Raw genomic sequence first — 22,824 nt, 5'->3', positions numbered from 1 at the left:
TTTCGCCCCTTTGGTTATGAGGGCTTACACCCCGAGTTCTTTTCGCCTTTCGGCGATCTTCGCCTTCAGAGTTTCCGCTTTGGTATTGAAATGCGGCGCTTCGCCGAACATTTCTTCATACTGTTTGCGCAAATCGTCGAGCTCGGTTAACTCTTCTGCACTGGCCGGGACAATCTTTTCGCTCAGGCTGGCATCAACGGAAACCAGATTACTTCCCGGCTCACCGTCGTAGGTAACGATGTCACCCGGCTCATGCAGGCGGCCATTGATGAATGACCGCTTAGCGACTTTGTACTCAGGCATTGGTTTGCACGCCTCCGGTGATACCGGCAGTGACTTTGCCGGTGGTCGGCGCAGTACCAGTCACCGTATAGTTCAGACGAATGTAGCGTTCCATCTTCATCGGCAACGTGATAACCGGCGACTTATAGCCCAGCACCAGAGACGCCAGAGGGATCGTCATGGACAGCACGTCCGCAGCGGAACTGAATGCAGAGTTGTCATCGGTTTGCACCGTCACAGTCAGGCTGGTAAGGTTATTGAAACCTTCAACCACCTGGATAAGCAGCGGGATATCGCCATATTTACCGACATCTTTATTGCTGCCGGTATCAATGACGTTGGTCGAAGCAGCCGTGGCCGTAATGGCCTGAGCTGCGGAAAAAAGCGCTTGCTGGTCGAGCAGCATGATCCCCCCCTTACGCCGTTACGGCTGATTCAGTATTCAGGATGGCGTCAGCGCGACGGATCGGAATACCCAGGAAAGAAACGATTTTCTTACCGGCATATTCGTCGATCGTCAGGTTAACGTTTTTCGCATTCATAGCCTGCTTGTGCAGCCAGGCATGGATGGTCTTGTTGCAGTAGATGACCTCTTTACCATCGCCCAGCATTGCGACATCACGCGCGTAGTACGCATCAACCATCATGCTGATGAGGTCGGCGCCGGTTGCAGCATCTTTGGTCAAGGTGGTGACATCGATGTTGCAGATGCGCGAGATCGAACGCCAGTCACGGACTGACAGGCCGAGATGCCATTTGAACTCATCACGGTAAGCCAGGAACTGACCGCCGTTCGCATCGCTGACCAGGTCATTACCCAGATCCTGATGCTGGAACCCGGCGACCATACCTTCCGGATAGATCATGTGCGCGGTGTTCTCACCCCAGGACATGAACCAGATGGAGGTATTGGTAGAACCACTACCACCGGCGCTGAATACGTTCTCCGCGCTGGCCGCTTTGGAAGTGCTCAGAGTGTTGAAGCGCGGAGCCAGGCCCATGAACGCTTCCGGCTCAGCATCGGTATTGCCGTAGAAGGTGTAGCGGGAAACCTTGTTGTTAAAGCCCTGCAGCTTGCCCATGTTCTCGGACACGCGGAACGAGTCCGCATTACCGGAGCGATCGGCCAGGTCTTTGTCCACAAAGCCAAGGTCGTACAGCATACCGGTAGTGTCAGTCACCGGAACGGTCTGGGTTTTGGTAGGCTGCACGCCCTGGTTGTAACGGCGCCACACCGGCTCGGGAATACCGGCACGAATGGTGGTTTTGTGCTTGGAACCGTCATTACACGGCACGTAAATCGCATCGGTAATGACATCGTTGCTTTTCGCCAGCTGCTCGACGATTTTAGCGATCCGCCCGTTCTTGTCGGTACGGCTGTACACGTCAAGAAGAGAAGGCAGCGTCTGACCAATTAAAGCCATGATTACACCTCACTATTTTTTGCTTGGATAAAACGCTTCGACCAGATCGTTTTTCGGCGATCCGTTACCCTGGCCAGTGACGAAACTGTCTTCACTCATCAACTTGCCTACCTTTGCGAACGCCCGAACCATTTCCGGGTGATTACCCAGGCCGGTCGAGTCAAGGAATTCGCGGAACTCTTTCGATGCGAAGGTATCCAGCGCCTTCTGCGCGTGTCCGACGGATACCGTTAATTTGTCGCCACCGATTTCTTTGTCAGCCTTCGTGTCAGCTGCCCACTGTTCAACCTGCTGCCCCCACGACTCAGCCTGGCGGTTCTGGATTTGCTCCTGCAGTTGTGGCCACAGTCCAGCCAACTTCTGCGCCTGGTCATTAGAAAGACCAAGCTCGCGCGCCACGGGCTCAAACAACTCAACAGCTTTTGAGTCCAGCTCAGTGCCTTCAGGTGCCGTTAGTTCATATTTTTCTGGAACCGATGGTTCAGCAGAAGGAGCTGGCTTATCGCCAGTCGGCTCAGGTTTATCACCATCAGCTGGCGAAGGTTCTGGATCTACTGCTGGTTGTTGCGCTGCTTCAGATTGCTCAGCCGCAGGAGTCGGGGATGGTTCGGATGCTGCTGGAGCTGCTCCACCATCTGCAGGCTGCTCATTGCACAAACGCCGATACATCAGACGCTCAAATAAATTCATCGCTATTCCTCGCTGGCCTCTTTGGCCATTGCCAGATACTGATCGGGACACGCTTCCATCACGTCGGAAAAGACTTTCAGTCCCGTGTTACGTTTTCCTTCGGCGAAGGCTGCCGAGAGCGCCTCACCGGTATAAGTCGTACGCCACACTCCAGCCTGCTCAATCAGGCGCCAGATGAAACGGCGGCCGTGTTCTGTCTCGCAGATGAGGCGCAGGTCATTAAGTTCGTTCTCGCGCCGTAACTGCTGCCTTTTGAGCTCATCTGCTGCCAGTTCTTCACGCTCTTCTTCGCTCAGGTAATCAGTCATTGCGTCACCGCCGGCTGCTGAGCAGCATCAGAGAGGGTTTTTAACAGGCTAGGGTCAGCGGTGTTGGTATCGCTCAGGGTCTTAGCGGTTGCGCCAGCTTGCTGGGCCATAGCCATCATCTGCTGCTGTTGTTCCATTTGAGCGCGCTGTTCGCGCGTGGCTTGCACCTCATCATCAGAGTTAACGATCGTGGCCGGGACGCCGAGCATATTTCCGTACTCGTCAATCGTCTGGTCGATATTGAGTTTGTCGAGCGCCGCAGGATTGGCTTTTGCAAGATTCCCAACAAAGCCAACAAAGCGCTCAACGCTGCTGATCCCTATGGATTTCTGGGCCTGTGCCAAAATGGAGACATATTCAACTTTCAGAGGAGTGCCCTGCAGTTCTTCCGGTGGCTCAGGAAAGAGGTTGCGGCGCGCCATGATGTTGAATGTGCGATCAACGAAAGGATCAAGGAATTCATCATTAAGTCGCTCCAGTACTGGACCAAGCTGCAGGAGTTTCTCATCCTGCATTGCGGCCACAGCCTCCACTGGCATGCTCCTGGTGTTGATGGTGCTGAACAGGTTAAACAGGTCAGAGAAGAAGCAGGCTTCAATCATTTGGCGGTCATCAGCAATGCTGCCGAGCATGTCATTAAGCTGAGGGCTGACGGCGTAAGCCGGACGCACTAGCTTGGTAGCGTCAACCTCATCAACATAAGTAACGCCGCCAGGGGCAAGGTTGATCAGCTTATTTTTAAGACCTGTCGGGGCCACCATTGGCGGGTTAACAAGCTTATCGATCGCGTTAGCTTTGCGAATTTGCTCCAACTGCAGCGCCTTACCAGTACCGAGCGCCATCATTCCCGGGCAGTTACTCCCGTAAACGTCTTCCCCGTTAATCTCCCAGCGCGGTGAAAGGATCGGCGGCTCATCAAAACCAGCCTCACGAAGGAGCTTGTCACCGTCTCCGGACAACTCGAAATACACCGATTTGAATGCCTTGTTGCGGGAGTTCAGCTTGCCATTCACACGATCGATATTGGGCTCTGTCAGATGGACCACATCGAACCATGCTTCATAGTTCGCGTTATCCCAGGCGCCGCGCACGGCGTTACTGACGTTGTCCAGGCCAAACTGCATAACAATCTGGCGGGCAGTCATGGAGAAAACGCGATACGTGGTATCGACTGACAAACGATGCGAGTTTGACAGGTAGTAACTTCCGATCGGCAGAGGATGAGTACGAATCACATCTTCGTCGTCTTCGAGAACCGCCATAGCCGCGGTACCAAAAACACCAAGGTGCCGGTAGATAATCGGCAGGGACTGGTAGACGTTAGAGCGGTTCATGACGTCGTTCATCCTGGTCATGACCACATCAAGCCAGCGTTTTACCGGTCCATATTGCATCATCTCCGGATCCGGCGTTGCCAGCTTAAACCATGGGCGGGTTGGGCTGGTGATACCTGACAGCATGCCTGATTGCAGAGTGCGGGCAGCTTTAGAGGCGGTAGGGTCAACGATGCGGGTATTACGCTTGCTGCCGTTGTTTCTCTCCGTCGTAAGAAAGCGCGTGCTGCGCGGATCGATAAATTCCGCCAGTTCGCGCCAGTGCTCCTCAAAGCTGGTGCGCTCATTTTTGAGCTGCCCCAGGTGTTTGAGGTAATGCTGTTTCGGAGAGAGTTCGGCCATGGATTACGCCCCGAGCAGGGTCTTACCCTGAGTGCCGCCAGAAGGCTGCGTTACACCCTGGCTCGACGTCAGGATTGTTGATTTCTGCCCACCCGCTGCGGCACGGCGGCGACGATCACTATCAGCGGCGTTCTGTACAGCAGAATCGGAAACCTGCGGCGCCGCCTGAACCTGCGGAGAACTCACTTTCGGCTTGCTGATGCACATTTTGCTGCGCTCCATACGCGTTTAAATTATTACCAATTTAACCACATATTATTTATTTGTCGTAGTGTATTGACCTTTTGACGATAAATTATTACCTTTTTGGTAAACACAACATGAAAGCGCACCCCATTCCCTTCCATTGGTGGCTTTGTCGTTACTCAGATGGCGGAGTGCGCTTCCAGGTGTGAAAGCATCCGGCGTATGGCACATGCGTCGATAGCGGTCCGGGGGCTCCTTGGTACATGGCCCAGCGGGTAGCCGGAATGTGCAAGCCATGCCCTGCATGCACGACAGCGACTCACCATCGTGGCGGTACGGTGTGACACCTCGGAAGAGACGAGGATGCAACGATGAGAGCATTGGCGGAAGCAACGCCTCCCTCGCCGGGTGGTCCACTGTGGTAATCAGTGCTCTCTTCGTTGTGGCATTAGCTCAGTCGGATAGAGCAACCGCCTTCTAAGCGGTTGGTCGCAGGTTCGAATCCTGCATGCTGCGCCAGAATCACGCTTCATGACCGTGATACCCGTAGTTACAGTGCAAGTTTGGCGGTGGCAGTTATTCCCTTTCTGACCACCGCCCTTTTTACCGGAGAAAAGTATGAATATTGACCTCGGATATTTCCAAAACGTGTTCTTCAACGTGGCCTCTGACTTTCAGATTACTTCTGAATGCATGCGTGAACCGAGTGTTTTGTACAGACCGACACTTAGTCAGGATGGAGATAAATGGCTTGCGATATATGGCGACCTGCCAACCGGAGTTGTCGGCGTAGGTAGCACCCCAGAAGAAGCCATGCGGGAATTCAACAAAGCATGGTTAGCGCCGGCAACAAAAGCCGCCTAATGCGGCTTTACACCATGACGCCATTGCGATGACTTCATGCTGTAAACCCTGTGACACCCAGCCAAGGACGGCACTTTCCATCATCCCTGTTTCGCCCGGTTCGTCCGGGCATTTTTTTGCCTGGTGACTGAGAGCTACCATAACGGTATACTCCCATAAAAAACATATGGGATTACCATGTTAGAATCACTTAAAGAATTCACGACATCGACATTCAACACAGCAATGAATCGCGTTAAGAACCCTGCATTCGGTGCTTTCGCAATTTCATGGTGCGCATTTAACTGGAAGCAAATACTTTATTTGTTTTTTGCTGATAACGGAATTTATTACAAAATAGAATATATTTCTCAAAATAGCAGTTGGTGGAGCGTAATTATTTTACCTGCATTCTCGTCACTTGTTTTATGTGTTGGTTTACCATGGGTTAATAATGCTATAACGAAATGGCAAAGCAAGCCTCTTGACAATGCAGATTCAATTGAGAATTTCAAGCAGGCGCGCATGATTCAACGCTCCACGCGATTGCAGCGCCTGAAGGCCAAGCATGACGTGACTTACGACAGAGTTAAAACTGGCGCTGAAAAAGATATCCAATCAATGAAAGAACAAATAACTGAATCTCAGGCAAGAATGGGCGAGCTTACCAGTGAACGAGACGAGTTACGTAAAAAAATAAATTTTTTAAATAAAGAAATTCAAAACCTTAAATCAAATATTGAGGACGCAAATTCAATTATCACTGAGAAGAATGAGCGCATTAGCCAGCTTGAAAACTCAAGAGAATCTTTATTGGCACAATTTAATCTTGACAATGCATCACAACGCACTCCGCTTGCAACGGCTCGAATATCTCCAACAGGTAGCAATATCGATATCTTAAATAGAAAAATTGACTCTTTATCAAGAAATGGCTACGACTTAAATAAAGAGCTTGCGATAAAAAATTCGGAAAACAAAAAAAATTAGGCCCACGGGTCATACTCGCTGATCACGTTGGGCTGCTTTCCGCCGGCAGCAGGGAAATCTGAACGCTTTGCCACTGGATAGGCGAATGTCAGAAGCAGCGCATCGCCCTTGCCCGGCGACCGGCCCAAACGCTCTTTGATATCTTCCTTCGGTTCCATGACGATCTTGCCGTCCACCCTCACCTTGTACTCTGCCGCGGACAGGTCGTCCGCCGTCTCCTGGTCATCCAGCGCGCCGCCGAGCTTGAGCCACGTCTTACAGGCGTTGAACATCTCACCGCGCTTATTCAGCATCTGTGGGTCTGACGATGCGCCGCCGAACGGCACAAGCTGCCAGGTGCGACCCCAGCCGTCACCGATGGACTTCAGCCCGGTACCGTAGCCGAAGTCGATAAACACCGCGTCAGCCTGGTACTGATCCTCAAAATCAGCGATACGCTTCGCCATAATCAGATCGTCGGTGGTCTTGTTGCCGGTCCACAGTACTTTGCTGTGCAGCCCCTGGCGGAGATAAATCACTGCGTCATCCACGCCGGAATATGCCGGGTCGACGCCGATTATCCGCGGGGCGTGCGCCACCTGCGCAGCGGTCACAACGCGCTTCATCGCCTCGTCTGTCAGACCGGTAGGGATGAACTGCAGCTCTGATGCATCAGGGAAGATCCCGCGCACGCGGACCTTCACAAAGTCGCTGTCCTCGCCGTAGTCGTCCACCCATTTCTGCAGCTGCTGCTTGTTGGTGCCTTCGACGGTGCGGCTGTCGATCTGCGCGCACTTCCAGCGGTGCTTGTATTTGCGGAAGCACTCCCGGAATCGCCCGGTGTTGCGCGTTGGGTTACCGAACGCTACCCAGATAATTTCTGTGTCCTCGTCCGTCAGCGCGCCCTCGGCAACCTCCCACACCAGATCGGCAATATTGGAGGCCTCATCGAATACGACGATGATGCGCTTACGCTCGTTGTGGAGGCCGGCGAACGCTTCGGTATTGTGCTCAGACCAGGGAATAGCATCGGCGCGCCAGCGTTTGTCGTGGCCTGGATCGTTGCTGTACATCGCCGTAGCGGTGCAGGTGAACCATTCTTTCGTGATAGCCAGGTTCGACCATTTGATGATTTCCGGCCAGGTCTTCGTGCGCAGCTGGTTGTCGGTGTTAGCGGTCACCACCACCTTGCAGTCCTCGCACGTCGACATGCCCCAGTTAATCAGCATCGAGATGAAAGCAGATTTACCGATACCGTGACCGGATGCGCGGGCCAGCATCAGCGGCTGATGACGCGTCGCGGGGTTCTGCAGGTGATCGCGAATCTCGCGGAATGCATCAGCCTGCCACTGTCGCGGCCCGGAGGCGTGTGCCAGTTCGGTGCCATCCTCACCCCACGGGAACGCATACAGCGCATAGCCAAGCGGGTCATGGGTGAAGCTGGCGATATCGTCGATCAGCTGTTCTTCCGGGGATAAAGCGGCGTCTGTCACTGGTCACCACCCTGACGCTCTTTCAGGCGGCGCCGGGCGGCGGCCATGCGGTCGGCAATGGTGACGTTCACGTTAACTTCCATGCGCTCTTTGAATGCCATCACGTCAACATGCTTACCAATCAGCTCGAGGTTTTTCACCTTGTCTGGCCATTTGATTTTCTTGAGGATGGTCTCTATCGAGGTCTCATCCATGTTCATGATGGTTGAGGACAGGTCAAACCCGCTTAGCGTGGTTCGCCAGATTTTCGGCCACTCGCGGATAGGCTTCAGGCTTCCGTCATCGTTCAGGATATCCAGCACATCCATCTGGTCGATTTCCACCAGGCGCAGCAGCACGTAATCGGCGCTGACGCGCAGGCGCTTGTTGCGCTCATCCATGAGCTCAGCGATTCGTTTCTGGATACGCTCATCACGCATCATCGTGCTGGCTTTGACGTGGGCAGACTTTGGGGAGAACCCGGCATTGATGGCCGCCTGTGTCTGATTTTCAGGGCATTTAACATACTCCTGGGCGTAGGCTTCCTGCATCACCGTCAACGGTTTGTACTGAGTTGATTTGCGCTTCGGATCCTTTGGCATGGTAAACACCCCGAAAATAATTACCTTTTAGGTAATAATACCATGCCACCAGCGATGTTACATGATCGGAATATCATCATCACTCACCCACCCGGCCCGGTTTATCAGGTAGGTAACGACACCCCGCACTTCAACATCGTCCAGGGCTTCCCCTTCCAGCGCCTCACCATCATCAGTGATCAGCGCCTGCCCACGGACGACAGCGAATTCAGTTTTCCCGGCATATGCGATAAGGACATGATCACCCTGCGTTGGCCTGCGGCAGACATCGACGATGGCATAACCGGCGGCAGTCTCCAGGGCGCGACAGTTGGCGTCATACTGACAAAGGCGGGAAACGGTTAGCGTTTGCTCAACGTAGTCTGCGGCAGGTGATGGAAAACCCATGATGACCTCACATAAAAATACTGTATATTTAAACAGTATAATCATGTGAGGATTTAGTCAATATGACGTGACATGTCACAGCGGTAGTTTCGTTTCGTGCCAGCCGTACATCACCCAGCATGCGGCTTCTCCTGAGTGCGGGCAGGATGCCACCGGCAGTTGATCGCCGCACTTGCCGCAGCGGCGTTTGCTGATGGCGTTAATCCTACCGCGCACCCGGGCGTCATCCTGGCGGATCAGCAGCGCGATGTACTCGGCCATTTCGTAGGGATCACGACCAGGGCGCCGGGCGGCGCAGTTCCGCGCCAGCATCTCCTGCTCCTGTTCATCCAGCACCAGTTCAATTTTGCGCTCACCGGCGGCGGACTGCCGCGCGCGCTGCGCGGCTTTGCGTTCTGCGGGGGATTTAGGCACCTTTCACCTCTACGCATTGAACATTATCTACGCTTGGCGAAACGTCATCCCAGGACCTCTTATCATCTGCAACTTTCATCGCCTTAATGGCTGCTTTGCACTGCTCCATACTCTGCATGGGAACCACCTGCATATTCGATGATTGGCTGCTGATGACGAAAATCAGGAAGAAGTACGGCATCATTTCACCTCCTGCGGTGCGGCTGCGAGCATGGCGGCCCGGAGCGTGCTTGCGATATCGCCATCAGTTTCGCCGTATGCATCTTGAGCCGCCGCCAGCATGTCGCCGTTCGGCTCGACCGGAACCATCACGTAACCATCCGGAATTACCGGAGAGTTGCCAGCGTTGAGCAATCGCTCCATGATTTCGACCATATCTTCTGGCGGAACCTTGCAGTACTGGCCGATGTGCCTCTGCTGTTTGGCGTATTCGAGAATGTGCTCCAGTTTGTTGCGGTTGATCATGACTTACCTCCGCTGAGCATGGCGGCGCGGCAGTGATTCCACCACGCAGCCCGGATAACTGCATCACCAATGCTCATCTCAGGGTGCTGACGGCACAACTCCTCCCAGTGCTGCTTTGGCGGCACTACCGGCACCGGCTGCGCGTGGCGATAGAGCGGCGCTATGTTTCGTTCTAGGTCGGTAATGACGCTCCAAATTGGTACTGACTCGACGCCTTGTTTCGCCATATCACGATAACTGTCGGCATACGCCAGCACAGGATTGCGATCCGGCTCGCTGTCCGCTACTGGCTGCGCTGGCGGCATATCTGGACCTTTGCGAATGGCTTTTGCCAGCTCGATAGGGTCATCGTAAAGCCAGTCTCCTGTCTCAGGGTGATTGGCTTCTGCCAGTTGGGAGGCCCACTCCAGACCGTCTTTGCGTCCCTGTAGGTAGTCGAGAGGAAGACACTCAGACTCGCCGTCCATTGCGGACAGCGCGATTTCAAACAACGCCGCACATTGGTTTACATGGGCGCGGCCTTCACCCGTTATCTTCGTGTGACGGCAAAACTCAATTTGCTCCTGCGCCTTTTTAATTAACTGCTTTCTGGGTATGGTTGATTTGGTCATTGGTTGGCTCCCCGTGAAATTTTGTGGCCCGGCGCATAGCAGCGCTGGCGGTCTTTGCTGATGCGCCAGCCAGCTTTGCGCGCCTGCTGAGAAATGTCGGTCATATTCCGGCCAATAAAATCAGCCTGCCCCTGCGGATAGATTTTCCCTGACTGACAACCATCACAGTCGCAGTAGAGGTCCGCGCAGAATCCTTCAGTGATAGCCATCACTCAGCCTCCACCTTGATGCCATCGGCGCGAAGTGCGTCAGCACATGCAGTGATCGCCTTATTCCAAACTTCAGTTTCTGACCATAGTTGACTACCGGCGTACTCCGCAGGGCAAAATCTTTCATCTGGCAGCTTCACGGTGCGGGACTCCAGCTCGGCGATGCGAGACATCACGCGCCGTGTTTTCTCTCTCTCCCGCTCAAGCTCTGTGTCCAGCTCTGCGATGCGGTCTGCCTGCTGGTCGAAATGGTAGTCTTTAGCTGCCTGGGTTACGTCTCTGCTCTGCACCTTCTCCAGCGCCTCTACCAGTGCGATGACATTGTTTGGGTTAGCCAGGGCGTAAAATTTCTCCGCCGCCGCACGGCCTTTCGAATACCGGGCGATAATGGCGAGCTCTTTCGCATCGATCGCTGCCGCTTTCAGGCTCTGCGCCAGTTCGGTGATATCAGTCATGCTGCACGCTCCTGATTAGATGTTATTTGCGAGAAGGCAGAATGCAGTTGCAGCCACGATTGGAACTTGTGCATTTCCAATGGCTCTGTACCTATCCACCCTAAAGGGAACCCCATCAACCAAGATTGATTCTGGGGAGTAGGTATCCCAAACGCTATGGTGAAATTTCTTGCTGATTCCCACTTCTGCATTGACTCTGCCGAGTAATTCGCTTTCGTGGTCGGTGTATGCAAGTAGCCAAAATCTTTCCCGTATGTGGTCAGCACCCATGTCTTTCGCGGAAAGTTGAACCGCCCTGGTTTTGTAACCCATTGCAATGAGGTCGGTTGCGGCGATGGTGATAGCGTCTTTAGTGACGTTTTCTGCAAAGACAAGACCTGGCTTAACTTCACTAACGATTCGACGCATTTCTGGCCACATGCTTTTTGCAGTAATTCTTCCTCTTGATGCTTTGCTAAATGCCTGGCATGGAAATCCGCCAGATACGATGTCAACAATTCCTCTCCATGGCTTTCCGTCAAAACTGCACACGTCAGACCAAATCGGGAAAGGCTGGAGAATTCCATCGTTTTGTCGTTGCGCGAGAACTTGTGCGGCGTAGGCATCACGTTCAACTGCGCAAACTGTTCGCCAGCCAAGGAGGTGTCCGCCGAGTATTCCTCCGCCAGCGCCTGCGAAAAGAGCCAACTCATTCACCGTTACCTCCGTCGCGCAGCTGATACGCCACCATTGCGCAGATGTTCGGCGCGTCGGTGAAGTCGTCATCATCCGAAGTCACTAGCGCTCTAACGCAGGCCTCTGCACCTTCAGCCTTAATCCCGGCTACGATGCGATCGGTGGCGGGGGTTTCGATATTCCGCTTAGCCTCATCGACGAGAGTTCTAATTGGATTCGGGTATTTGTTACGATTACCTGTGCTCTCCATCAGCCCATCGTGTAATGCTGTGTTGCGAAATCCGGCTGTATAAACCTCGTTGCAGGTTTCAAGCGCGTTTTCGGCAAGAATTGCTCTGCTACTTTTCAGCGCCGCATTCTCCTCAGCCAGCTGCTTAAACGCTTTCGCCAGCTTCAGGAACTTCTGCTCTCTGATCGACAGCTCGCCTGCGCTCTCCAGGGAAGCGATGAGCTCGTTTACTGTTTCGATGTTCATGCCGCCACCCACTCGATCGCCAGATAAGCCACATACAGGACGGCGATGATTGCCACCCACCCAATGATGTTTGCCACCATCACGAACAGCAGCAGTGACCGCCGGCTGTAATTCACGAAATCAAAATCCATACTTACCCCCGCTTACCCGTTTAACTTATTGATTCAATTGATATCAATGAAGATCGTTGTTTTAGAACTCTTCGACCTTCCACCCGCCGCCGGCTTTTGCCGGGAGCTTCGTTACTCCGATGATCCGGAATGGGTACTGGTCGGCGGCGACTTTGGTTTTCACCCTGGCATCGTCAGTCCAGAACCCTTTCACCTCATGCAATTCCATCTGGCCGTTTGCCAGCATCACTGCGAAGTCAGGCGTGTAGAACGTGTTGTCAGCCAGACGCAGCTTGATGCCTTCGAACCGGTACCAGGCGATTTCCCCGTAGCGCCTACGCAGTTCAAGCTCTTGCGCATACGCCGTTTCGGTTTTGTTCATCTGGCCAGCTTTAAGCCGGCCAAGTGCCTGTAGTGTCTTTCGCATGATTTTTACCTTATTGGTAATTTATAACCATAAACGGATCAATATCAATAGTCTTGCGCATATTTTATTACCTTTTTGGTAAACATTAAGGCGTAAAAAAACGCGCTTCCGCGCTGCGCTGGCTGTCAGGGTGCCGGGCCTCCCCGGAATCCCGGCGGGATCTCGGTATCCGGCCTGGATATGGTGTTCACATCTCGCTGCCCAGAGCCGCCTTTCAGCTCGAACAGCCCTTTCCAACCCTTCGCCATGCTCTGCTTCACAATCTGCATCTGCCTTGTGTGGTTGCCACCAGACAGGTTAATCAGTTCGGTGATTGCTGCCCCTCGCTCCGTTCAGTTGGCGCATAGGCTTTAAACCGCATTTCTGACCTGTAGGCCTTCCACTCATCCCAGGCTTCGGCATTGAGCTGTTCAGGATACGGATAAGATTTTTTTGGCTCCCTCCCCCTTGGGGGTTAGGGGGATCTTATCTTTTACTTCTTCTCTTCTCTTCTCTTCTCTGGTCCGCATTTCGTCCGCATCAGAAGCGGACATTTTGACGACATTTCTCTTAACTCTTTTCCTGTCAGCGTCCTGTGCGCGGCGCTTCGCAGACTGACCGTTATGGGCTTCAAAGCGCGGCATTACTAGGCTTTCGCCATCTTCTTCAAGCCATCCAACGGCCATCATCGCCCGGGCAAATCCTGGAAATCCGATGAGGTCATCGAGCGTCTCAGGGCTGTAACCGTCAAGAAAACCATCAACAGAATGGACATCAAAAAGACACCATGCGGAATGTAGTCCGCCAACTATCCGAAGTCTGTCCGCTTTCAATGCGGACGCCATGCGGACAACTTTAGGATGTGTGTGAAGGTCTGCACGCATCTTGATCCAGTCGCCGGCCATTATTCACCCCGGATAATTCATAAAGGGTCAAATTACCGTTAAAAACAGCACCAGTATCGATGTAGAGCTGGTTTTTGTTACGCATTGGCTGAAGCGCTGGAGTGTGTCCGAAAATGAATAAGTCAGCCCAGAAATACTGGAGCTAAAGCCATCAATGGATAAACTGATTCGCTCACGACTCCAGATAGCTTGCTGTGAATCTACCGGCTTACCGTACTCATATTCGTCGTGAGGATAGTCTGCATGGCAGATGACAAACTTCTTACCGCCCTTCTCCACCTCGATGATGAGCGGCAACTCTGCGACCTTGGGTAGCAGGGATTTCAGGCGCATATCCTGCTCGTAGTCCAGACTGTGCCACCATCCTCCACCATTTGACATCCAGTGCCCAAAGCTACCAGTGCCGGTTATGGCATCCAGCATCATCTGCTCATGGTTTCCGCGTACTGCCCGGAACCATGGCTGATTTATCAAGTCCAGGCACTCGAAGCTTTCCTGCCCACGGTCGATCAGGTCTCCGACAGAAACCAGCAGATCCTGCACCGGGTCGAAACCTGCTTTATCTAGACTGCTCATCAGGTTGGTGTAGCAGCCATGCAGGTCACCGCAAACCAAAACCCGGCGCCATTCTTCGCCATTTATACGCTGATAGATTTTCATGCTGCCACCGTAGAACTGCCGGCCTGCAGCATGAGGCGTTTTATCTCAGCCTGGCGGCGTTTGTTTGTTTCCATAGTGCACTGCACGCAGTGACCGTTATGCACCCAACGTTCGCTATCATGGCCATGCTTACACGATTTCCCGGTGTAGTACCGCTTCAGGCCACTGGTAGCTGCTTCAGTCCTGGTAATAATCTTCATCTTCGTAACCTCATTCCGATTGCGATTACGATAATTTTGCAGCAAGCCAAAAAAAGATCAACCGTATTTGGATAATTATTACCAGATTGGTATTCAGGGAAAGGCAGGAGCCGCCTGGGGGTGGCGGCGCGGGTGAGTTTTGAGGATTAACGTTCGTGGAACCAGAGGACCAGGTCGGATTTTGCGGAGATCCACTTACGGGATTTGCAGGCTTTAAACAGTCTTTCTAACAGAGGCTTACGTGGAATTCTTCTACGGCCAGTCAGGTGAACCTGAATGTAGTGGCTGGTCGTGCCGGCGTCACTTGCGAACTCTTCTCGCTCAGCCGGCGAGAGGTCGAGCCAGCAGCGTTTGAAGTCAAATTTTTGCACATCGCTCATATTTTTTAGTCCCGGACTAACTTTAGACAGCCTGATTATTACCAATCTGGTGTAAAAATCAATGACTGTTACCTTTTTGGTAAGTTTACCTTTATGGTAATATTCTATTAAATTTAATCAGTTAGGTAACAATTTCAGGCCAAAAAAATAGAAATGAAAAGCATCTACGACATAAGGCGCGACAACCTCAACGAGATAATCCGGAAGGATTTCGATAACACGCAACTCCGGTTTGCCGAGAGAATCAAAAAATCAGCTAACCTCGTTAACAGGTGGAGCAAGGGAACAAAAAATATCGGCGCTAACGCGGCACGCGAGATCGAGTCGTTCGCCGGGAAAGGTCGGTTCTGGCTGGATATCGACCATCTGTCAGATACCCCGACGCTGCCGGAGATTATCGACCCGCAGGAATGGAGTGTGGAAAAACAGGCAGCGTTTACCCTGGGTGTATGGATGGGTCAGCATTCGGATCTGAACTCAGAGAAAAAGGTTTCGGAAGCGGCCGGCATCGGCCAGGCGACCGTAAATCGCATCCTGAACTGCGAAGGCTCCACCAGCATTGGCGTACTGTCGGCTATCGCCAGGGCGTTCGGCCGCGATGCATATGAGCTGATCCTGCCGCCTGGAAATGCTGGTCTGATTGACTATGACCACCATGAATACGCCGGGCTGCCGCAGGAAGAGAAAAACAAGATCGCCGCCTTCATCAAGTTCATCGTCAGCCAGAACCAGTAACCTCTAACCTACCTGTTACTCCTGCCAGTGGGATAACTCCCCGCGCCTCATGCACTTACCAAAATGGTAAACTTTTCCTCATCAAATCTATTGACACAACCATAAATTGATCAGATTATTACCTTAACGGTAACAGCAGGGCGTTGAATTACCAGAAATCCACCAACGTGTGGTTTTCTCATACCCCTGATATTTACCAAATGGTAATAGTGAGGTGTGTATGCAATGGCAAATCATTAACGGCTGGTACTGCGTTACGGCATGCGGGCTGATGAGCTGGAAGTTTCGCACGCTGCCGGAAGCAATCAGCTGGGCATTCGTCAGCAAACTGGCAGCAAAAACGGAAATGGGTATGGGGGTGAGCAAGTGAACATTCAGCAGATTAACAACCTGAAAAAAATCATGAACAACATCGACGGCGACTACCAGCTTAACCAGATGCTGTACGAGCGCCACGTCGAGCTTATCGACGCGATCAAGTTCCATCAGCTGCAAAAGCCATTCTACGAACTGGAGCGCAAAGGCGTGCGCAGCGAGATCCTGGAAGAGCTGATGATGAGCTCTGAGTTTGAAGAATGCCTGGCCGCGTATCAGCGGGAACTCACCGGCATCATTGCCAAGTGGGATCTGGCTGACCAGCTGGATACGGCGAGGAACGCGGCATGAGCAAACAAACAGGTGGACCAGCCTTCCCGGTTTCCGATGGTGCCGCGCATCGGATAGCAATGCAGGTGGCCGGTGACAATGAAGCTAAATACATTGCCGAATCAGCAAAAGCACTCGCCGGAATGACTCTCCGCGATTACTTCGCAGCCAAGGCTATGCAAGCAATGATAGCAGCACATGAGCCCGATGACGCGATTCCTGGATGGGCATATGGAATGGCAGACGAGATGCTGAAGGCTCGGGAGGAGTGATGACACCAGGAATTTACTTCGACATCAGCAACGAGGACTACCACGCCGGCGACGGCGTGAGTAAGTCGCAGCTGGATATGGTGGCGTTGAGCCCGGCCCTTCTGCAGTGGCAGAAATCAGCACCGGTCGATACCGAAAAGCTGAAAGCTCTGGATATGGGGACAGCCCTGCACTGCCTGCTTCTGGAGCCGGAAGAGTTTGATAAGCGCTTCATCGTGGCGCCACCCTTTAACCGCCGAACAAACCAGGGGAAAGCTGATGAAGCGGCTTTCATGAAGGATTGCGAGGGGAGCGGGAAAACAATTATGGAGGCGGAGCAGGATCGTCAGTTGAAGCTGATGCGTGACAGCGCAATGGCACACCCGGCAGCGCGCTGGCTGCTTGAGGCGGAAGGATTCTGCGAAGCCTCCCACTACTGGACAGATCCGGAGACTGGCGAGCTGTGCCGCATACGCCCGGACAAGCGCCTGAAGAATCACCCTGTCCTGTTGGACGTGAAGAAGGTTGCCGATATGGAGCGTTTCTCACGCCACATTGAGGAATTCCGGTACCACGTACAGGACGCGATGTACCGCGAAGGCGCGCAGCAAACCACCGGCGATCCGCATGGATTCTTCTTCCTGGCAGTGAGCAAAACCATTGACTGCGGCCGCTACCCGGTACGGGTGTTCGAACTGGATGCGCAGGACGTGGATACAGGGCATGCGCTCTACCGCCGGGATCTGAATACCTATCACCAGTGCCGAGAAACCGGAGACTGGGGTGGATTTGAAGTTATTAAACGCCCTGAGTGGGCACGTAAACAGGATATGTACGTATGAGCAACGATATCGCAATCACTTCTCAGCCTGGCGCTACCGTCGGCACCGCCGCGGCAATCTTCAGCCCGGAAGGGATGGATCGCCTAGTGCGATTTGCCACCCTGATGGCTGACAGCAAAGCCACCGTTCCTGCGCACCTGGCTGGAAAGCCAGCTGACTGCCTGGCGGTGACTATGCAGGCGGCGCAGTGGGGAATGAACCCGTTCGCGGTGGCGCAGAAAACGCATGTGGTTAACGGCACGCTTGGCTATGAAGCACAACTGGTTAATGCGGTTGTCTCTTCCTCAAACCTTCTGGCCACTCGCCTGAACTACAAATGGGATGGCGACTGGTCAAAGGTAAGCGGGAAAACCGACAAATCTCCGAGCCTGACAGTGACAGTGTGGGCAACCCTTAAAGGCGAATCTGAGCCTCGCACCCTGACCATCAGCATGGCTCAAGCCGGCGTGCGCAACTCCCCTCTCTGGGAGCAGGATCCGCGTCAGCAGCTGGCTTACCTGTGCGTTAAGCGCTGGGCACGCCTACACGCCCCTGATGTTCTCCTTGGCGTCTACACCCCTGACGAATTGCAGGAGGCAGCACCGCGTGTTGAGCGCGATATTACGCCAACACCAGCGACTGCATCCGGCATGAACAAGCTGATCAACACCAAGCCTGAACAGTTGGCTGAAGAAAAACCAAAGAGCAGCGACGACCGCGATCCAGAAGAAATTCTGTGCGCTTTCACTGACGCGGCGATGAACTACAACACGCTGAAGGACCTGGACAACGCTTACAAATACGTTGCCAAAAAGCTCGCTAACGATGATGAGCGTCTGGCTAAAGCTACCGACGTCTACAGCATCCGCCGCGAAGAGCTGAATCAAATCCCGATGTAATCACCACCGCGGCGCCCGGCGCCGCACTGAAAAAAGAGAGGTAACGATGAAAGGTGCATTAGGCAAAAAGGAACTGCTGGCGGTGGTGCCTGTATCGATGAGCACTATCGACCGCATGGAGAAAAACGGGGAGTTCCCTAAGCGTTTCTGGATCACAGACAAGCGCTGTGCCTGGAACAGCGAAGAGATCGAGCGCTGGCTGGATGAACGTCAGCAGAATGGCACAACGGAGTTTGCTGGGAAAAAGCCTCCGGTTGAGCAGCGAGTATTTCGCCCGGTTGGTAACGCGGCGTGACGTCGCTGGCGAGGTACTGGGAAAGGTGGTCAGGATGGTTTCTGTACCTGGCCGCCGTATCCGCCTGGCTGTTCCTGCTGGCGGTCATTTTTCGAGAGGGTTGGATACGATGAATCGGATGGAAAAATACCACGCGGATTATGTCTCTCAGCGCAAAGCGCCCCCTCTTGTCGCCGTAACGCCGGCGGCAATGGAGATCGAGCAGCGCGCTATTGCTCGCGAGAAAAAAGGCCAGTACCGCCTGGCCGCTCGCCTCTGGCTTGAGTGTATGGATGCGGCCACTGGCGAGGTTGAGCGGGCCCGTATCGCTATACGCCGCGATCAGTGCATTGGCCGCGGGAATCGGCTTCGCCAGGGATGCTATGCCGGGATCTGCGCCACCGCCGGGGTGATTTATGACTAACCCACACGACAGCATTCGCGTAGGCAGTATCACGCTGGTTTATTCGTCCGTGCGCCGTGGCTGGCTGGCGCCTGGCGGCCAGGTTATCAGAAACCCATTGAAGGCTCAGCGCGTGGCGGAGCAACTGAATAGCAAGAAGGGGGTAGCATGACGGGGAAATACACTCTTATCTACGCTGACCCTCCCTGGGTTTACCGTGACAAAGCAGCAGACGGCGAGCGCGGCGCCGGTTTCAAGTATCCAGTGATGAATGTTCTGGATATCTGCCGGCTGCCAGTATGGGAACTCGCCGCCGAAGATTGCCTTCTGGCTATGTGGTGGGTACCGACTCAGCCGGTAGAGGCGCTGAAAGTCATGGAGGCCTGGGGATTCCGTCTGATGACCATGAAGGGATTCACCTGGCACAAGACGAACAAGCATAAAGGGAACAGTGCGATCGGCATGGGCCATATGACCCGGGCGAACAGCGAAGACTGCCTGTTTGCCGTGCGCGGGAAACTACCGGCCCGCATGGATGCCTCAATCTGCCAGCATGTCACGGCGCCGCGCCTGGAGAACTCGCGCAAACCGGACGTTATCCGCGAGAAACTGGTGCAGCTGCTTGGCGATGTCCCGCGTATTGAACTCTTCGCCCGCCAGTCGTCTCACGGTTTCGACGTATGGGGGAATCAGTGCACGGCGCCGGCGGTTGAGTTGCTGCCAGGCTGCGCAGTGCCGGTAGTGAAGACGGAGGCCGCATGAACATTGCCGAAGAGGCCTCGCTGATACGACAACTCGAAGAGGCGCGCGCCATTATCAACCAGAGGAATGGTGAGATCCTTCACCTGCAGCGAGAAGCGGCGCGCTACCGTGAGCAGCGGGATTCTGCAAACGCGATGGTTAAGTTCCTGCGCGGTCTCTTTGAGAATTCTTCGCAGGCGACACAATGAGCCGCCTCCGGGCGGACTATTGTTCATTCATCCACTTTTCAAATGCAGACGGGGAGAACGGCACCAGGTCGTAATGCTCCCCGTTTATCCATGCATCAACCATATTTGCCCACTGCTGCAGCATGTAGGCCCGCTGCCGGGAATACTCGGCCTTGTTGTAAACCGCCCTCACGCCCTTCTGTTCATGCGCAAGCGCCTTCTCTATCCAGTCTGACGGGAATCCCGCTTCATGCAAAAGCGTGCTCGCTGTGCGCCGCAGGTCGTGCACCGTGAGAGGTTGCAGGCTCTCCCCGGCATCCGCTGCCGCAGCAACCGCGCGATCGATGACTGAGTTCAGAGCGGCATTGGATAGCGGCTTACTGGTGCTGTAGCGACCTGGCAACAGATAATCACTCCCGCCGGCGCACATCTGCAGGCCTATCATCAGATCCTGCGCCTGAGGCGGCAGGTAGATGACGTGCGACCGGCTCCCCTTCATCCTGTCAGATGGGATCGTCCAGGTTCCTTTGCTGAAATCCACCTCTTTCCACGTCGCCATGATGAACTCGGTTTTGCGCACCATCGTGATCAGGATGAGCTTCACAGCCAGCTTTAAGGTTGGCAAAGTGCTGACGGTATCGAGCGACCTGAACAGCACGCCGATTTCTTCAGGCTGCAGGCAACGGTCACGCGGTTTAAACATGGCGATCGCTGAAGGTTTGATATCTGCGGCCGGGTTGAATAACCCGTGCCCGCGGTCATTGGCGTACCGGTAAACGCTGCTGATGATTTCACGCGCCTGCACCGCCGTCGCACGTCCGCCGCGCTCGACTATGCGATCGCAAAGATCACGCACCATAGGGGTCGTTATCTCGGACATCATTTTGTTTCCGAGAACAGGCAAAATATCCCGGTCGATTACTGATTGCTTCATAGCCCGCGTGCTGTCAGCCAGGACCACATGTTTCATGTAGGCGTCGGTATGTACCGTAAATGTTTCGGCGCCGCGGATCCGCTTGATACCGTCACGCTTCGCTGCAGCCGGCGACTGGCCTGCGTTCAGCAGTTTTTTAGCGGCTATCAGCTCATCCCTGGCTTCAGCCAGTGTGATACCGTCACGACCATACTGACCGATAACCAGCGTCTCCCGGCGGCCGTTGATGCGGTAATCGTAACGAAACGAGATGGTGCCTGAGATCAGCACGGCTACATACAGACCGTCGCGATCTGAGACCTTGTACATTTTGCCCTGCGGTTTCAGGTTTTTTAGTTTGGTATCGGTAAGCACATTTCACCCGTGATGCATCATTTGTCTGACGGTACGAGAGTATACCGTAATGGTAATACCGTCAGGTATACCGTCAAAAAATGTGAGATAGAGTGAATAGTTTTGAAGTGATATAAAGAAAAACCCTCTGTAAAAACAGAGGGTTGCATTTCAATTTGAGTAGATATGATTAGCTATAAGGTAGCCGTTAATCATTCCCACTCGATCGTTGCTGGCGGCTTGCCGCTGATGTCATACACCACGCGGGAGATACCGTTCACTTCATTGATGATACGGTTGGAGACGCGGCCGAGGAAATCATACGGCAGGTGTGCCCAGTGCGCGGTCATGAAGTCGATGGTTTCCACCGCACGCAGGGAAACCACCCAGTCGTATTTACGGCCATCGCCCATCACGCCGACGGAACGAACCGGCAGGAACACAGTGAACGCCTGGCTGACTTTGTTATACAGGTCAGCTTTGTGCAGCTCTTCGATGAAGATAGCGTCCGCACGACGCAGCAGGTCGCAGTACTCTTTCTTCACTTCGCCCAGCACGCGCACGCCAAGGCCGGGGCCCGGGAACGGGTGACGGTAGAGCATGTCGTACGGCAGGCCCAGTTCCAGGCCGATCTTACGCACTTCGTCTTTGAACAGCTCACGCAGCGGCTCAACCAGGCCCATCTTCATCTCTTTCGGCAGGCCGCCCACGTTGTGGTGAGATTTGATGACGTGCGCTTTACCGGTGGCGGAAGCGGCAGACTCGATAACGTCAGGGTAGATGGTACCCTGCGCTAGCCATTTGACGTCGTCCAGCTTCAGCGCTTCTTCGTCGAACACTTCCACGAAAACGCGACCGATAATTTTACGCTTCGCTTCCGGATCGCTTTCACCCGCCAGCGCGTCGAGGAAACGCTGCTCGCCTTCAACGTGAACAATGTTCAGGCCAAAGTGGTCGCCGAACATCTCCATCACCTGCTGTGCTTCGTTCAGGCGCAGCAGACCGTTGTCCACGAATACGCAGGTCAGGTTTTTGCCGATAGCGCGGTGCAGCAGCATCGCGGTCACCGAAGAGTCCACACCGCCGGAGAGGCCGAGGATCACTTTGTCGTCGCCAACCTGCTGACGGATACGCTCAACGGCGTCGTCAATGATTTTCGCCGGGGTCCACAGCGCTTCGCACTGGCAGATGTCGCGCACGAAGCGCTCCAGCATACGCATCCCCTGACGGGTGTGGGTCACTTCCGGGTGGAACTGCACGCCGTAGAAGCGTTTTTCTTCGTTGGCCATAATGGCGAACGGGCAGTTGTCGGTGCTGGCGACGGTTACGAAGTCCGCTGGGATGGCGGTCACTTTGTCGCCGTGGCTCATCCACACGTCCAGCAGCGGTTTGCCGTCTGCGGTCAGGGAATCTTCGATACCGCGCACCAGCGCGCTGTCGTTAACCACTTCAACCTGCGCGTAACCAAACTCACGCTCGTTAGAACCTTCTACATGGCCGCCCAGCTGCATCGCCATGGTCTGCATGCCGTAGCAGACGCCAAATACCGGCACGCCGGCTTCGAACACATACTGCGGCGCGCGCGGGCTGTTCTCTTCGGTGGTGCTTTCCGGGCCGCCGGAAAGAATGATGCCGCTTGGATTAAATTCGCGGATCTGTGCTTCCGTGACATCCCATGCCCACAGCTCACAGTAGACGCCCAGCTCACGCACGCGACGCGCCACCAGCTGAGTATACTGAGACCCGAAGTCGAGGATGAGGATGCGATGTTTATGAATGTTTTCCGTCATTGACGC

Annotated in this window: 37 protein-coding genes, 1 tRNA gene and 2 pseudogenes; 14 read left to right on the top strand and 26 right to left on the bottom strand. The window is 54.1% G+C overall.

Annotated elements, in window-relative coordinates; genetic code table 11:
* Positions 1-24 precede the first annotated feature (24 nt).
* The 7 genes from LPQ25_RS06560 to LPQ25_RS06530 are packed head-to-tail and all read right to left on the bottom strand — an operon-like array spanning position 25 to position 4,587.
* A complete protein-coding gene (locus tag LPQ25_RS06560; RefSeq protein ID WP_024622837.1) occupies positions 25-303 on the bottom strand; it encodes a hypothetical protein in 279 nt (92 codons plus the stop codon).
* Positions 296-688, bottom strand: a complete 393-nt coding sequence (locus tag LPQ25_RS06555) for a Bbp16 family capsid cement protein (protein WP_004152466.1) — start codon at positions 686-688, stop codon at positions 296-298. Before LPQ25_RS06555 ends, LPQ25_RS06560 begins: the two co-directional genes overlap by 8 nt.
* 10 nt (positions 689-698) lie before the next feature.
* Positions 699-1,706, bottom strand: a complete 1,008-nt coding sequence (locus LPQ25_RS06550; RefSeq protein ID WP_004197367.1) for a major capsid protein — start codon at positions 1,704-1,706, stop codon at positions 699-701.
* A gap of 12 nt (positions 1,707-1,718) precedes the next feature.
* Positions 1,719-2,396: a peptidase gene (locus tag LPQ25_RS06545; protein ID WP_176450166.1), complete on the bottom strand. Its 678-nt coding sequence runs from the start codon at positions 2,394-2,396 to the stop codon at positions 1,719-1,721.
* Between the two features lie 2 nt (positions 2,397-2,398).
* Positions 2,399-2,704 carry a Bbp19 family protein gene (locus LPQ25_RS06540; protein ID WP_004152470.1) on the bottom strand — a complete coding sequence of 102 codons (306 nt, stop codon included), beginning with the start codon at positions 2,702-2,704 and terminating at the stop codon, positions 2,399-2,401.
* Positions 2,701-4,380 carry a portal protein gene (locus tag LPQ25_RS06535; protein ID WP_004149313.1) on the bottom strand — a complete coding sequence of 560 codons (1,680 nt, stop codon included), beginning with the start codon at positions 4,378-4,380 and terminating at the stop codon, positions 2,701-2,703. Before LPQ25_RS06535 ends, LPQ25_RS06540 begins: the two co-directional genes overlap by 4 nt.
* 3 nt (positions 4,381-4,383) lie before the next feature.
* Positions 4,384-4,587, bottom strand: a complete 204-nt coding sequence (locus LPQ25_RS06530; RefSeq protein WP_004152472.1) for a hypothetical protein — start codon at positions 4,585-4,587, stop codon at positions 4,384-4,386.
* A gap of 421 nt (positions 4,588-5,008) precedes the next feature.
* Between LPQ25_RS06530 and LPQ25_RS06525 the strand changes: the two genes are divergently transcribed.
* From LPQ25_RS06525 to LPQ25_RS06515, 3 genes are all read left to right on the top strand, one after another.
* Positions 5,009-5,085: transfer RNA gene (locus tag LPQ25_RS06525), tRNA-Arg, on the top strand.
* 99 nt (positions 5,086-5,184) lie between these two features.
* Complete coding sequence (locus LPQ25_RS06520; RefSeq protein WP_048336792.1) at positions 5,185-5,430, top strand: hypothetical protein; 246 nt, start codon at positions 5,185-5,187, stop codon at positions 5,428-5,430.
* Positions 5,431-5,607: 177 nt separating this feature from the next.
* The gene (locus LPQ25_RS06515; protein WP_053065702.1) at positions 5,608-6,399 is read left to right on the top strand and encodes a coiled-coil domain-containing protein; all 792 of its coding nucleotides are present in this window, start codon (positions 5,608-5,610) and stop codon (positions 6,397-6,399) included.
* Here LPQ25_RS06515 and LPQ25_RS06510 read toward each other — a convergent pair.
* The 17 genes and pseudogenes from LPQ25_RS06510 to LPQ25_RS06435 all read right to left on the bottom strand — a co-directional run bounded on the left by LPQ25_RS06510 (position 6,396) and on the right by LPQ25_RS06435 (position 14,804).
* Entirely contained in the window at positions 6,396-7,871 is a 1,476-nt protein-coding gene (locus LPQ25_RS06510) for a hypothetical protein (RefSeq protein WP_048336793.1), read from the bottom strand. The genes LPQ25_RS06515 and LPQ25_RS06510 overlap by 4 nt on opposite strands.
* The gene (locus tag LPQ25_RS06505) at positions 7,868-8,452 is read right to left on the bottom strand and encodes a terminase small subunit (protein ID WP_048336794.1); all 585 of its coding nucleotides are present in this window, start codon (positions 8,450-8,452) and stop codon (positions 7,868-7,870) included. Before LPQ25_RS06505 ends, LPQ25_RS06510 begins: the two co-directional genes overlap by 4 nt.
* Before the next feature lie 57 nt (positions 8,453-8,509).
* A complete protein-coding gene (locus LPQ25_RS06500; RefSeq protein ID WP_048336844.1) occupies positions 8,510-8,839 on the bottom strand; it encodes a S24/S26 family peptidase in 330 nt (109 codons plus the stop codon).
* Between the two features lie 75 nt (positions 8,840-8,914).
* The gene (locus LPQ25_RS06495; RefSeq protein WP_023339258.1) at positions 8,915-9,253 is read right to left on the bottom strand and encodes a hypothetical protein; all 339 of its coding nucleotides are present in this window, start codon (positions 9,251-9,253) and stop codon (positions 8,915-8,917) included.
* Positions 9,246-9,437, bottom strand: a complete 192-nt coding sequence (locus LPQ25_RS06490) for a hypothetical protein (RefSeq protein WP_171048788.1) — start codon at positions 9,435-9,437, stop codon at positions 9,246-9,248. The genes LPQ25_RS06495 and LPQ25_RS06490 overlap by 8 nt, the downstream gene beginning before the upstream one ends.
* A complete protein-coding gene (locus tag LPQ25_RS27355) occupies positions 9,434-9,718 on the bottom strand; it encodes a hypothetical protein (protein ID WP_048336795.1) in 285 nt (94 codons plus the stop codon). The genes LPQ25_RS06490 and LPQ25_RS27355 overlap by 4 nt, the downstream gene beginning before the upstream one ends.
* Positions 9,715-10,329, bottom strand: coding sequence for a hypothetical protein (locus LPQ25_RS06480; protein ID WP_094953176.1), 615 nt, complete (start codon positions 10,327-10,329; stop codon positions 9,715-9,717). The genes LPQ25_RS27355 and LPQ25_RS06480 overlap by 4 nt, the downstream gene beginning before the upstream one ends.
* A complete protein-coding gene (locus LPQ25_RS06475) occupies positions 10,326-10,538 on the bottom strand; it encodes a hypothetical protein (RefSeq protein WP_004141386.1) in 213 nt (70 codons plus the stop codon). The genes LPQ25_RS06480 and LPQ25_RS06475 overlap by 4 nt, the downstream gene beginning before the upstream one ends.
* Positions 10,538-10,993 (bottom strand): hypothetical protein, encoded by a 456-nt coding sequence (locus LPQ25_RS06470; RefSeq protein ID WP_048336796.1) that lies wholly within the window; start codon positions 10,991-10,993, stop codon positions 10,538-10,540. The genes LPQ25_RS06475 and LPQ25_RS06470 overlap by 1 nt, the downstream gene beginning before the upstream one ends.
* 15 nt (positions 10,994-11,008) lie before the next feature.
* Positions 11,009-11,689: a DNA cytosine methyltransferase gene (locus LPQ25_RS06465; protein ID WP_071888830.1), complete on the bottom strand. Its 681-nt coding sequence runs from the start codon at positions 11,687-11,689 to the stop codon at positions 11,009-11,011.
* Positions 11,682-12,143 (bottom strand): hypothetical protein, encoded by a 462-nt coding sequence (locus LPQ25_RS06460; RefSeq protein ID WP_053065703.1) that lies wholly within the window; start codon positions 12,141-12,143, stop codon positions 11,682-11,684. The genes LPQ25_RS06465 and LPQ25_RS06460 overlap by 8 nt, the downstream gene beginning before the upstream one ends.
* On the bottom strand, positions 12,140-12,274 hold the full coding sequence (locus LPQ25_RS27210; RefSeq protein ID WP_254913182.1) for a hypothetical protein: 135 nt from the start codon (positions 12,272-12,274) through the stop codon (positions 12,140-12,142). Before LPQ25_RS27210 ends, LPQ25_RS06460 begins: the two co-directional genes overlap by 4 nt.
* Before the next feature lie 61 nt (positions 12,275-12,335).
* Positions 12,336-12,680 (bottom strand): DUF1064 domain-containing protein, encoded by a 345-nt coding sequence (locus LPQ25_RS06455; RefSeq protein WP_048336798.1) that lies wholly within the window; start codon positions 12,678-12,680, stop codon positions 12,336-12,338.
* Positions 12,681-12,805: 125 nt separating this feature from the next.
* Positions 12,806-13,564 (bottom strand): annotated as a pseudogene (locus tag LPQ25_RS27270) (DNA replication domain protein).
* Positions 13,515-14,224 (bottom strand): annotated as a pseudogene (locus LPQ25_RS06445) (metallophosphoesterase). The pseudogenes LPQ25_RS27270 and LPQ25_RS06445 overlap by 50 nt, the downstream one beginning before the upstream one ends.
* Positions 14,221-14,424 carry a hypothetical protein gene (locus LPQ25_RS06440; protein ID WP_004197431.1) on the bottom strand — a complete coding sequence of 68 codons (204 nt, stop codon included), beginning with the start codon at positions 14,422-14,424 and terminating at the stop codon, positions 14,221-14,223. Before LPQ25_RS06440 ends, LPQ25_RS06445 begins: the two are co-directional and overlap by 4 nt.
* A 146-nt stretch (positions 14,425-14,570) precedes the next feature.
* On the bottom strand, positions 14,571-14,804 hold the full coding sequence (locus LPQ25_RS06435) for a hypothetical protein (RefSeq protein ID WP_004152538.1): 234 nt from the start codon (positions 14,802-14,804) through the stop codon (positions 14,571-14,573).
* A gap of 153 nt (positions 14,805-14,957) precedes the next feature.
* On the opposite strand from LPQ25_RS06435, the gene LPQ25_RS06430 reads away from it, so the two are divergent.
* The 11 genes from LPQ25_RS06430 to LPQ25_RS06380 all read left to right on the top strand — a co-directional run bounded on the left by LPQ25_RS06430 (position 14,958) and on the right by LPQ25_RS06380 (position 19,782).
* On the top strand, positions 14,958-15,539 hold the full coding sequence (locus LPQ25_RS06430) for a helix-turn-helix domain-containing protein (RefSeq protein ID WP_048336800.1): 582 nt from the start codon (positions 14,958-14,960) through the stop codon (positions 15,537-15,539).
* Positions 15,540-15,759: 220 nt separating this feature from the next.
* Positions 15,760-15,909, top strand: a complete 150-nt coding sequence (locus tag LPQ25_RS06425) for a hypothetical protein (protein ID WP_004164037.1) — start codon at positions 15,760-15,762, stop codon at positions 15,907-15,909.
* Positions 15,906-16,205 carry a hypothetical protein gene (locus LPQ25_RS06420; protein WP_004164029.1) on the top strand — a complete coding sequence of 100 codons (300 nt, stop codon included), beginning with the start codon at positions 15,906-15,908 and terminating at the stop codon, positions 16,203-16,205. The genes LPQ25_RS06425 and LPQ25_RS06420 overlap by 4 nt, the downstream gene beginning before the upstream one ends.
* A complete protein-coding gene (locus LPQ25_RS06415; RefSeq protein ID WP_053065704.1) occupies positions 16,202-16,456 on the top strand; it encodes a hypothetical protein in 255 nt (84 codons plus the stop codon). Before LPQ25_RS06420 ends, LPQ25_RS06415 begins: the two co-directional genes overlap by 4 nt.
* Entirely contained in the window at positions 16,456-17,277 is an 822-nt protein-coding gene (locus LPQ25_RS06410) for a PD-(D/E)XK nuclease-like domain-containing protein (protein WP_048336801.1), read from the top strand. Before LPQ25_RS06415 ends, LPQ25_RS06410 begins: the two co-directional genes overlap by 1 nt.
* The gene (locus tag LPQ25_RS06405) at positions 17,274-18,155 is read left to right on the top strand and encodes a RecT family recombinase (RefSeq protein ID WP_048336802.1); all 882 of its coding nucleotides are present in this window, start codon (positions 17,274-17,276) and stop codon (positions 18,153-18,155) included. The genes LPQ25_RS06410 and LPQ25_RS06405 overlap by 4 nt, the downstream gene beginning before the upstream one ends.
* A 46-nt stretch (positions 18,156-18,201) precedes the next feature.
* Entirely contained in the window at positions 18,202-18,450 is a 249-nt protein-coding gene (locus LPQ25_RS06400; RefSeq protein ID WP_004144294.1) for a helix-turn-helix transcriptional regulator, read from the top strand.
* A gap of 109 nt (positions 18,451-18,559) precedes the next feature.
* Positions 18,560-18,853, top strand: coding sequence for a PerC family transcriptional regulator (locus LPQ25_RS06395; protein ID WP_023339275.1), 294 nt, complete (start codon positions 18,560-18,562; stop codon positions 18,851-18,853).
* The gene (locus tag LPQ25_RS06390; protein ID WP_004144296.1) at positions 18,846-19,004 is read left to right on the top strand and encodes a DUF1317 family protein; all 159 of its coding nucleotides are present in this window, start codon (positions 18,846-18,848) and stop codon (positions 19,002-19,004) included. Before LPQ25_RS06395 ends, LPQ25_RS06390 begins: the two co-directional genes overlap by 8 nt.
* Positions 19,001-19,594, top strand: a complete 594-nt coding sequence (locus tag LPQ25_RS06385) for an MT-A70 family methyltransferase (protein ID WP_048336803.1) — start codon at positions 19,001-19,003, stop codon at positions 19,592-19,594. Before LPQ25_RS06390 ends, LPQ25_RS06385 begins: the two co-directional genes overlap by 4 nt.
* Positions 19,591-19,782 carry a hypothetical protein gene (locus LPQ25_RS06380; protein WP_004200579.1) on the top strand — a complete coding sequence of 64 codons (192 nt, stop codon included), beginning with the start codon at positions 19,591-19,593 and terminating at the stop codon, positions 19,780-19,782. Before LPQ25_RS06385 ends, LPQ25_RS06380 begins: the two co-directional genes overlap by 4 nt.
* Before the next feature lie 16 nt (positions 19,783-19,798).
* On the opposite strand, the gene LPQ25_RS06375 is transcribed toward LPQ25_RS06380, so the two are convergent.
* On the bottom strand, positions 19,799-21,049 hold the full coding sequence (locus LPQ25_RS06375; protein ID WP_060184358.1) for a tyrosine-type recombinase/integrase: 1,251 nt from the start codon (positions 21,047-21,049) through the stop codon (positions 19,799-19,801).
* A 191-nt stretch (positions 21,050-21,240) separates the two neighbouring features.
* A complete protein-coding gene (gene guaA, locus LPQ25_RS06370) occupies positions 21,241-22,818 on the bottom strand; it encodes a glutamine-hydrolyzing GMP synthase (RefSeq protein WP_004151979.1) in 1,578 nt (525 codons plus the stop codon).
* Between the last annotated feature and the right edge of the window lie 6 nt (positions 22,819-22,824).

Source organism: Klebsiella sp. KPN54798, from assembly GCF_021184225.1.
Classification (GTDB): domain Bacteria; phylum Pseudomonadota; class Gammaproteobacteria; order Enterobacterales; family Enterobacteriaceae; genus Klebsiella; species Klebsiella pneumoniae.
This window is presented reverse-complemented; position numbering and strand designations above follow the sequence as displayed.

What these genes read in the sequence shown, in the direction of transcription:
- LPQ25_RS06400 (WP_004144294.1), top strand. Translation starts at nt 18,202, where the DNA reads ATGAAAGGTGCATTAGGCAAAAAGGAACTGCTGGCGGTGGTGCCTGTA.
- LPQ25_RS06380 (WP_004200579.1), top strand. Translation starts at nt 19,591, where the DNA reads ATGAACATTGCCGAAGAGGCCTCGCTGATACGACAACTCGAAGAGGCG.
- LPQ25_RS06500 (WP_048336844.1), bottom strand. Translation starts at nt 8,839, where the DNA reads ATGGGTTTTCCATCACCTGCCGCAGACTACGTTGAGCAAACGCTAACC.
- LPQ25_RS27210 (WP_254913182.1), bottom strand. Translation starts at nt 12,274, where the DNA reads ATGGATTTTGATTTCGTGAATTACAGCCGGCGGTCACTGCTGCTGTTC.
- LPQ25_RS06555 (WP_004152466.1), bottom strand. Translation starts at nt 688, where the DNA reads ATGCTGCTCGACCAGCAAGCGCTTTTTTCCGCAGCTCAGGCCATTACG.
- LPQ25_RS06535 (WP_004149313.1), bottom strand. Translation starts at nt 4,380, where the DNA reads ATGGCCGAACTCTCTCCGAAACAGCATTACCTCAAACACCTGGGGCAG.
- LPQ25_RS06545 (WP_176450166.1), bottom strand. Translation starts at nt 2,396, where the DNA reads ATGAATTTATTTGAGCGTCTGATGTATCGGCGTTTGTGCAATGAGCAG.
- LPQ25_RS06530 (WP_004152472.1), bottom strand. Translation starts at nt 4,587, where the DNA reads ATGTGCATCAGCAAGCCGAAAGTGAGTTCTCCGCAGGTTCAGGCGGCG.
- LPQ25_RS06475 (WP_004141386.1), bottom strand. Translation starts at nt 10,538, where the DNA reads ATGGCTATCACTGAAGGATTCTGCGCGGACCTCTACTGCGACTGTGAT.
- LPQ25_RS06425 (WP_004164037.1), top strand. Translation starts at nt 15,760, where the DNA reads ATGCAATGGCAAATCATTAACGGCTGGTACTGCGTTACGGCATGCGGG.
- LPQ25_RS06435 (WP_004152538.1), bottom strand. Translation starts at nt 14,804, where the DNA reads ATGAGCGATGTGCAAAAATTTGACTTCAAACGCTGCTGGCTCGACCTC.
- LPQ25_RS06410 (WP_048336801.1), top strand. Translation starts at nt 16,456, where the DNA reads ATGACACCAGGAATTTACTTCGACATCAGCAACGAGGACTACCACGCC.
- LPQ25_RS06395 (WP_023339275.1), top strand. Translation starts at nt 18,560, where the DNA reads ATGAATCGGATGGAAAAATACCACGCGGATTATGTCTCTCAGCGCAAA.
- LPQ25_RS06505 (WP_048336794.1), bottom strand. Translation starts at nt 8,452, where the DNA reads ATGCCAAAGGATCCGAAGCGCAAATCAACTCAGTACAAACCGTTGACG.
- LPQ25_RS06440 (WP_004197431.1), bottom strand. Translation starts at nt 14,424, where the DNA reads ATGAAGATTATTACCAGGACTGAAGCAGCTACCAGTGGCCTGAAGCGG.
- LPQ25_RS06460 (WP_053065703.1), bottom strand. Translation starts at nt 12,143, where the DNA reads ATGAACATCGAAACAGTAAACGAGCTCATCGCTTCCCTGGAGAGCGCA.
- LPQ25_RS06490 (WP_171048788.1), bottom strand. Translation starts at nt 9,437, where the DNA reads ATGATGCCGTACTTCTTCCTGATTTTCGTCATCAGCAGCCAATCATCG.
- LPQ25_RS06470 (WP_048336796.1), bottom strand. Translation starts at nt 10,993, where the DNA reads ATGACTGATATCACCGAACTGGCGCAGAGCCTGAAAGCGGCAGCGATC.
- LPQ25_RS06520 (WP_048336792.1), top strand. Translation starts at nt 5,185, where the DNA reads ATGAATATTGACCTCGGATATTTCCAAAACGTGTTCTTCAACGTGGCC.
- LPQ25_RS06455 (WP_048336798.1), bottom strand. Translation starts at nt 12,680, where the DNA reads ATGCGAAAGACACTACAGGCACTTGGCCGGCTTAAAGCTGGCCAGATG.
- LPQ25_RS06480 (WP_094953176.1), bottom strand. Translation starts at nt 10,329, where the DNA reads ATGACCAAATCAACCATACCCAGAAAGCAGTTAATTAAAAAGGCGCAG.
- LPQ25_RS06550 (WP_004197367.1), bottom strand. Translation starts at nt 1,706, where the DNA reads ATGGCTTTAATTGGTCAGACGCTGCCTTCTCTTCTTGACGTGTACAGC.
- LPQ25_RS06385 (WP_048336803.1), top strand. Translation starts at nt 19,001, where the DNA reads ATGACGGGGAAATACACTCTTATCTACGCTGACCCTCCCTGGGTTTAC.
- guaA (WP_004151979.1), bottom strand. Translation starts at nt 22,818, where the DNA reads ATGACGGAAAACATTCATAAACATCGCATCCTCATCCTCGACTTCGGG.
- LPQ25_RS06390 (WP_004144296.1), top strand. Translation starts at nt 18,846, where the DNA reads ATGACTAACCCACACGACAGCATTCGCGTAGGCAGTATCACGCTGGTT.
- LPQ25_RS06405 (WP_048336802.1), top strand. Translation starts at nt 17,274, where the DNA reads ATGAGCAACGATATCGCAATCACTTCTCAGCCTGGCGCTACCGTCGGC.
- LPQ25_RS06560 (WP_024622837.1), bottom strand. Translation starts at nt 303, where the DNA reads ATGCCTGAGTACAAAGTCGCTAAGCGGTCATTCATCAATGGCCGCCTG.
- LPQ25_RS06515 (WP_053065702.1), top strand. Translation starts at nt 5,608, where the DNA reads ATGTTAGAATCACTTAAAGAATTCACGACATCGACATTCAACACAGCA.
- LPQ25_RS27355 (WP_048336795.1), bottom strand. Translation starts at nt 9,718, where the DNA reads ATGATCAACCGCAACAAACTGGAGCACATTCTCGAATACGCCAAACAG.
- LPQ25_RS06415 (WP_053065704.1), top strand. Translation starts at nt 16,202, where the DNA reads ATGAGCAAACAAACAGGTGGACCAGCCTTCCCGGTTTCCGATGGTGCC.
- LPQ25_RS06430 (WP_048336800.1), top strand. Translation starts at nt 14,958, where the DNA reads ATGAAAAGCATCTACGACATAAGGCGCGACAACCTCAACGAGATAATC.
- LPQ25_RS06540 (WP_004152470.1), bottom strand. Translation starts at nt 2,704, where the DNA reads ATGACTGATTACCTGAGCGAAGAAGAGCGTGAAGAACTGGCAGCAGAT.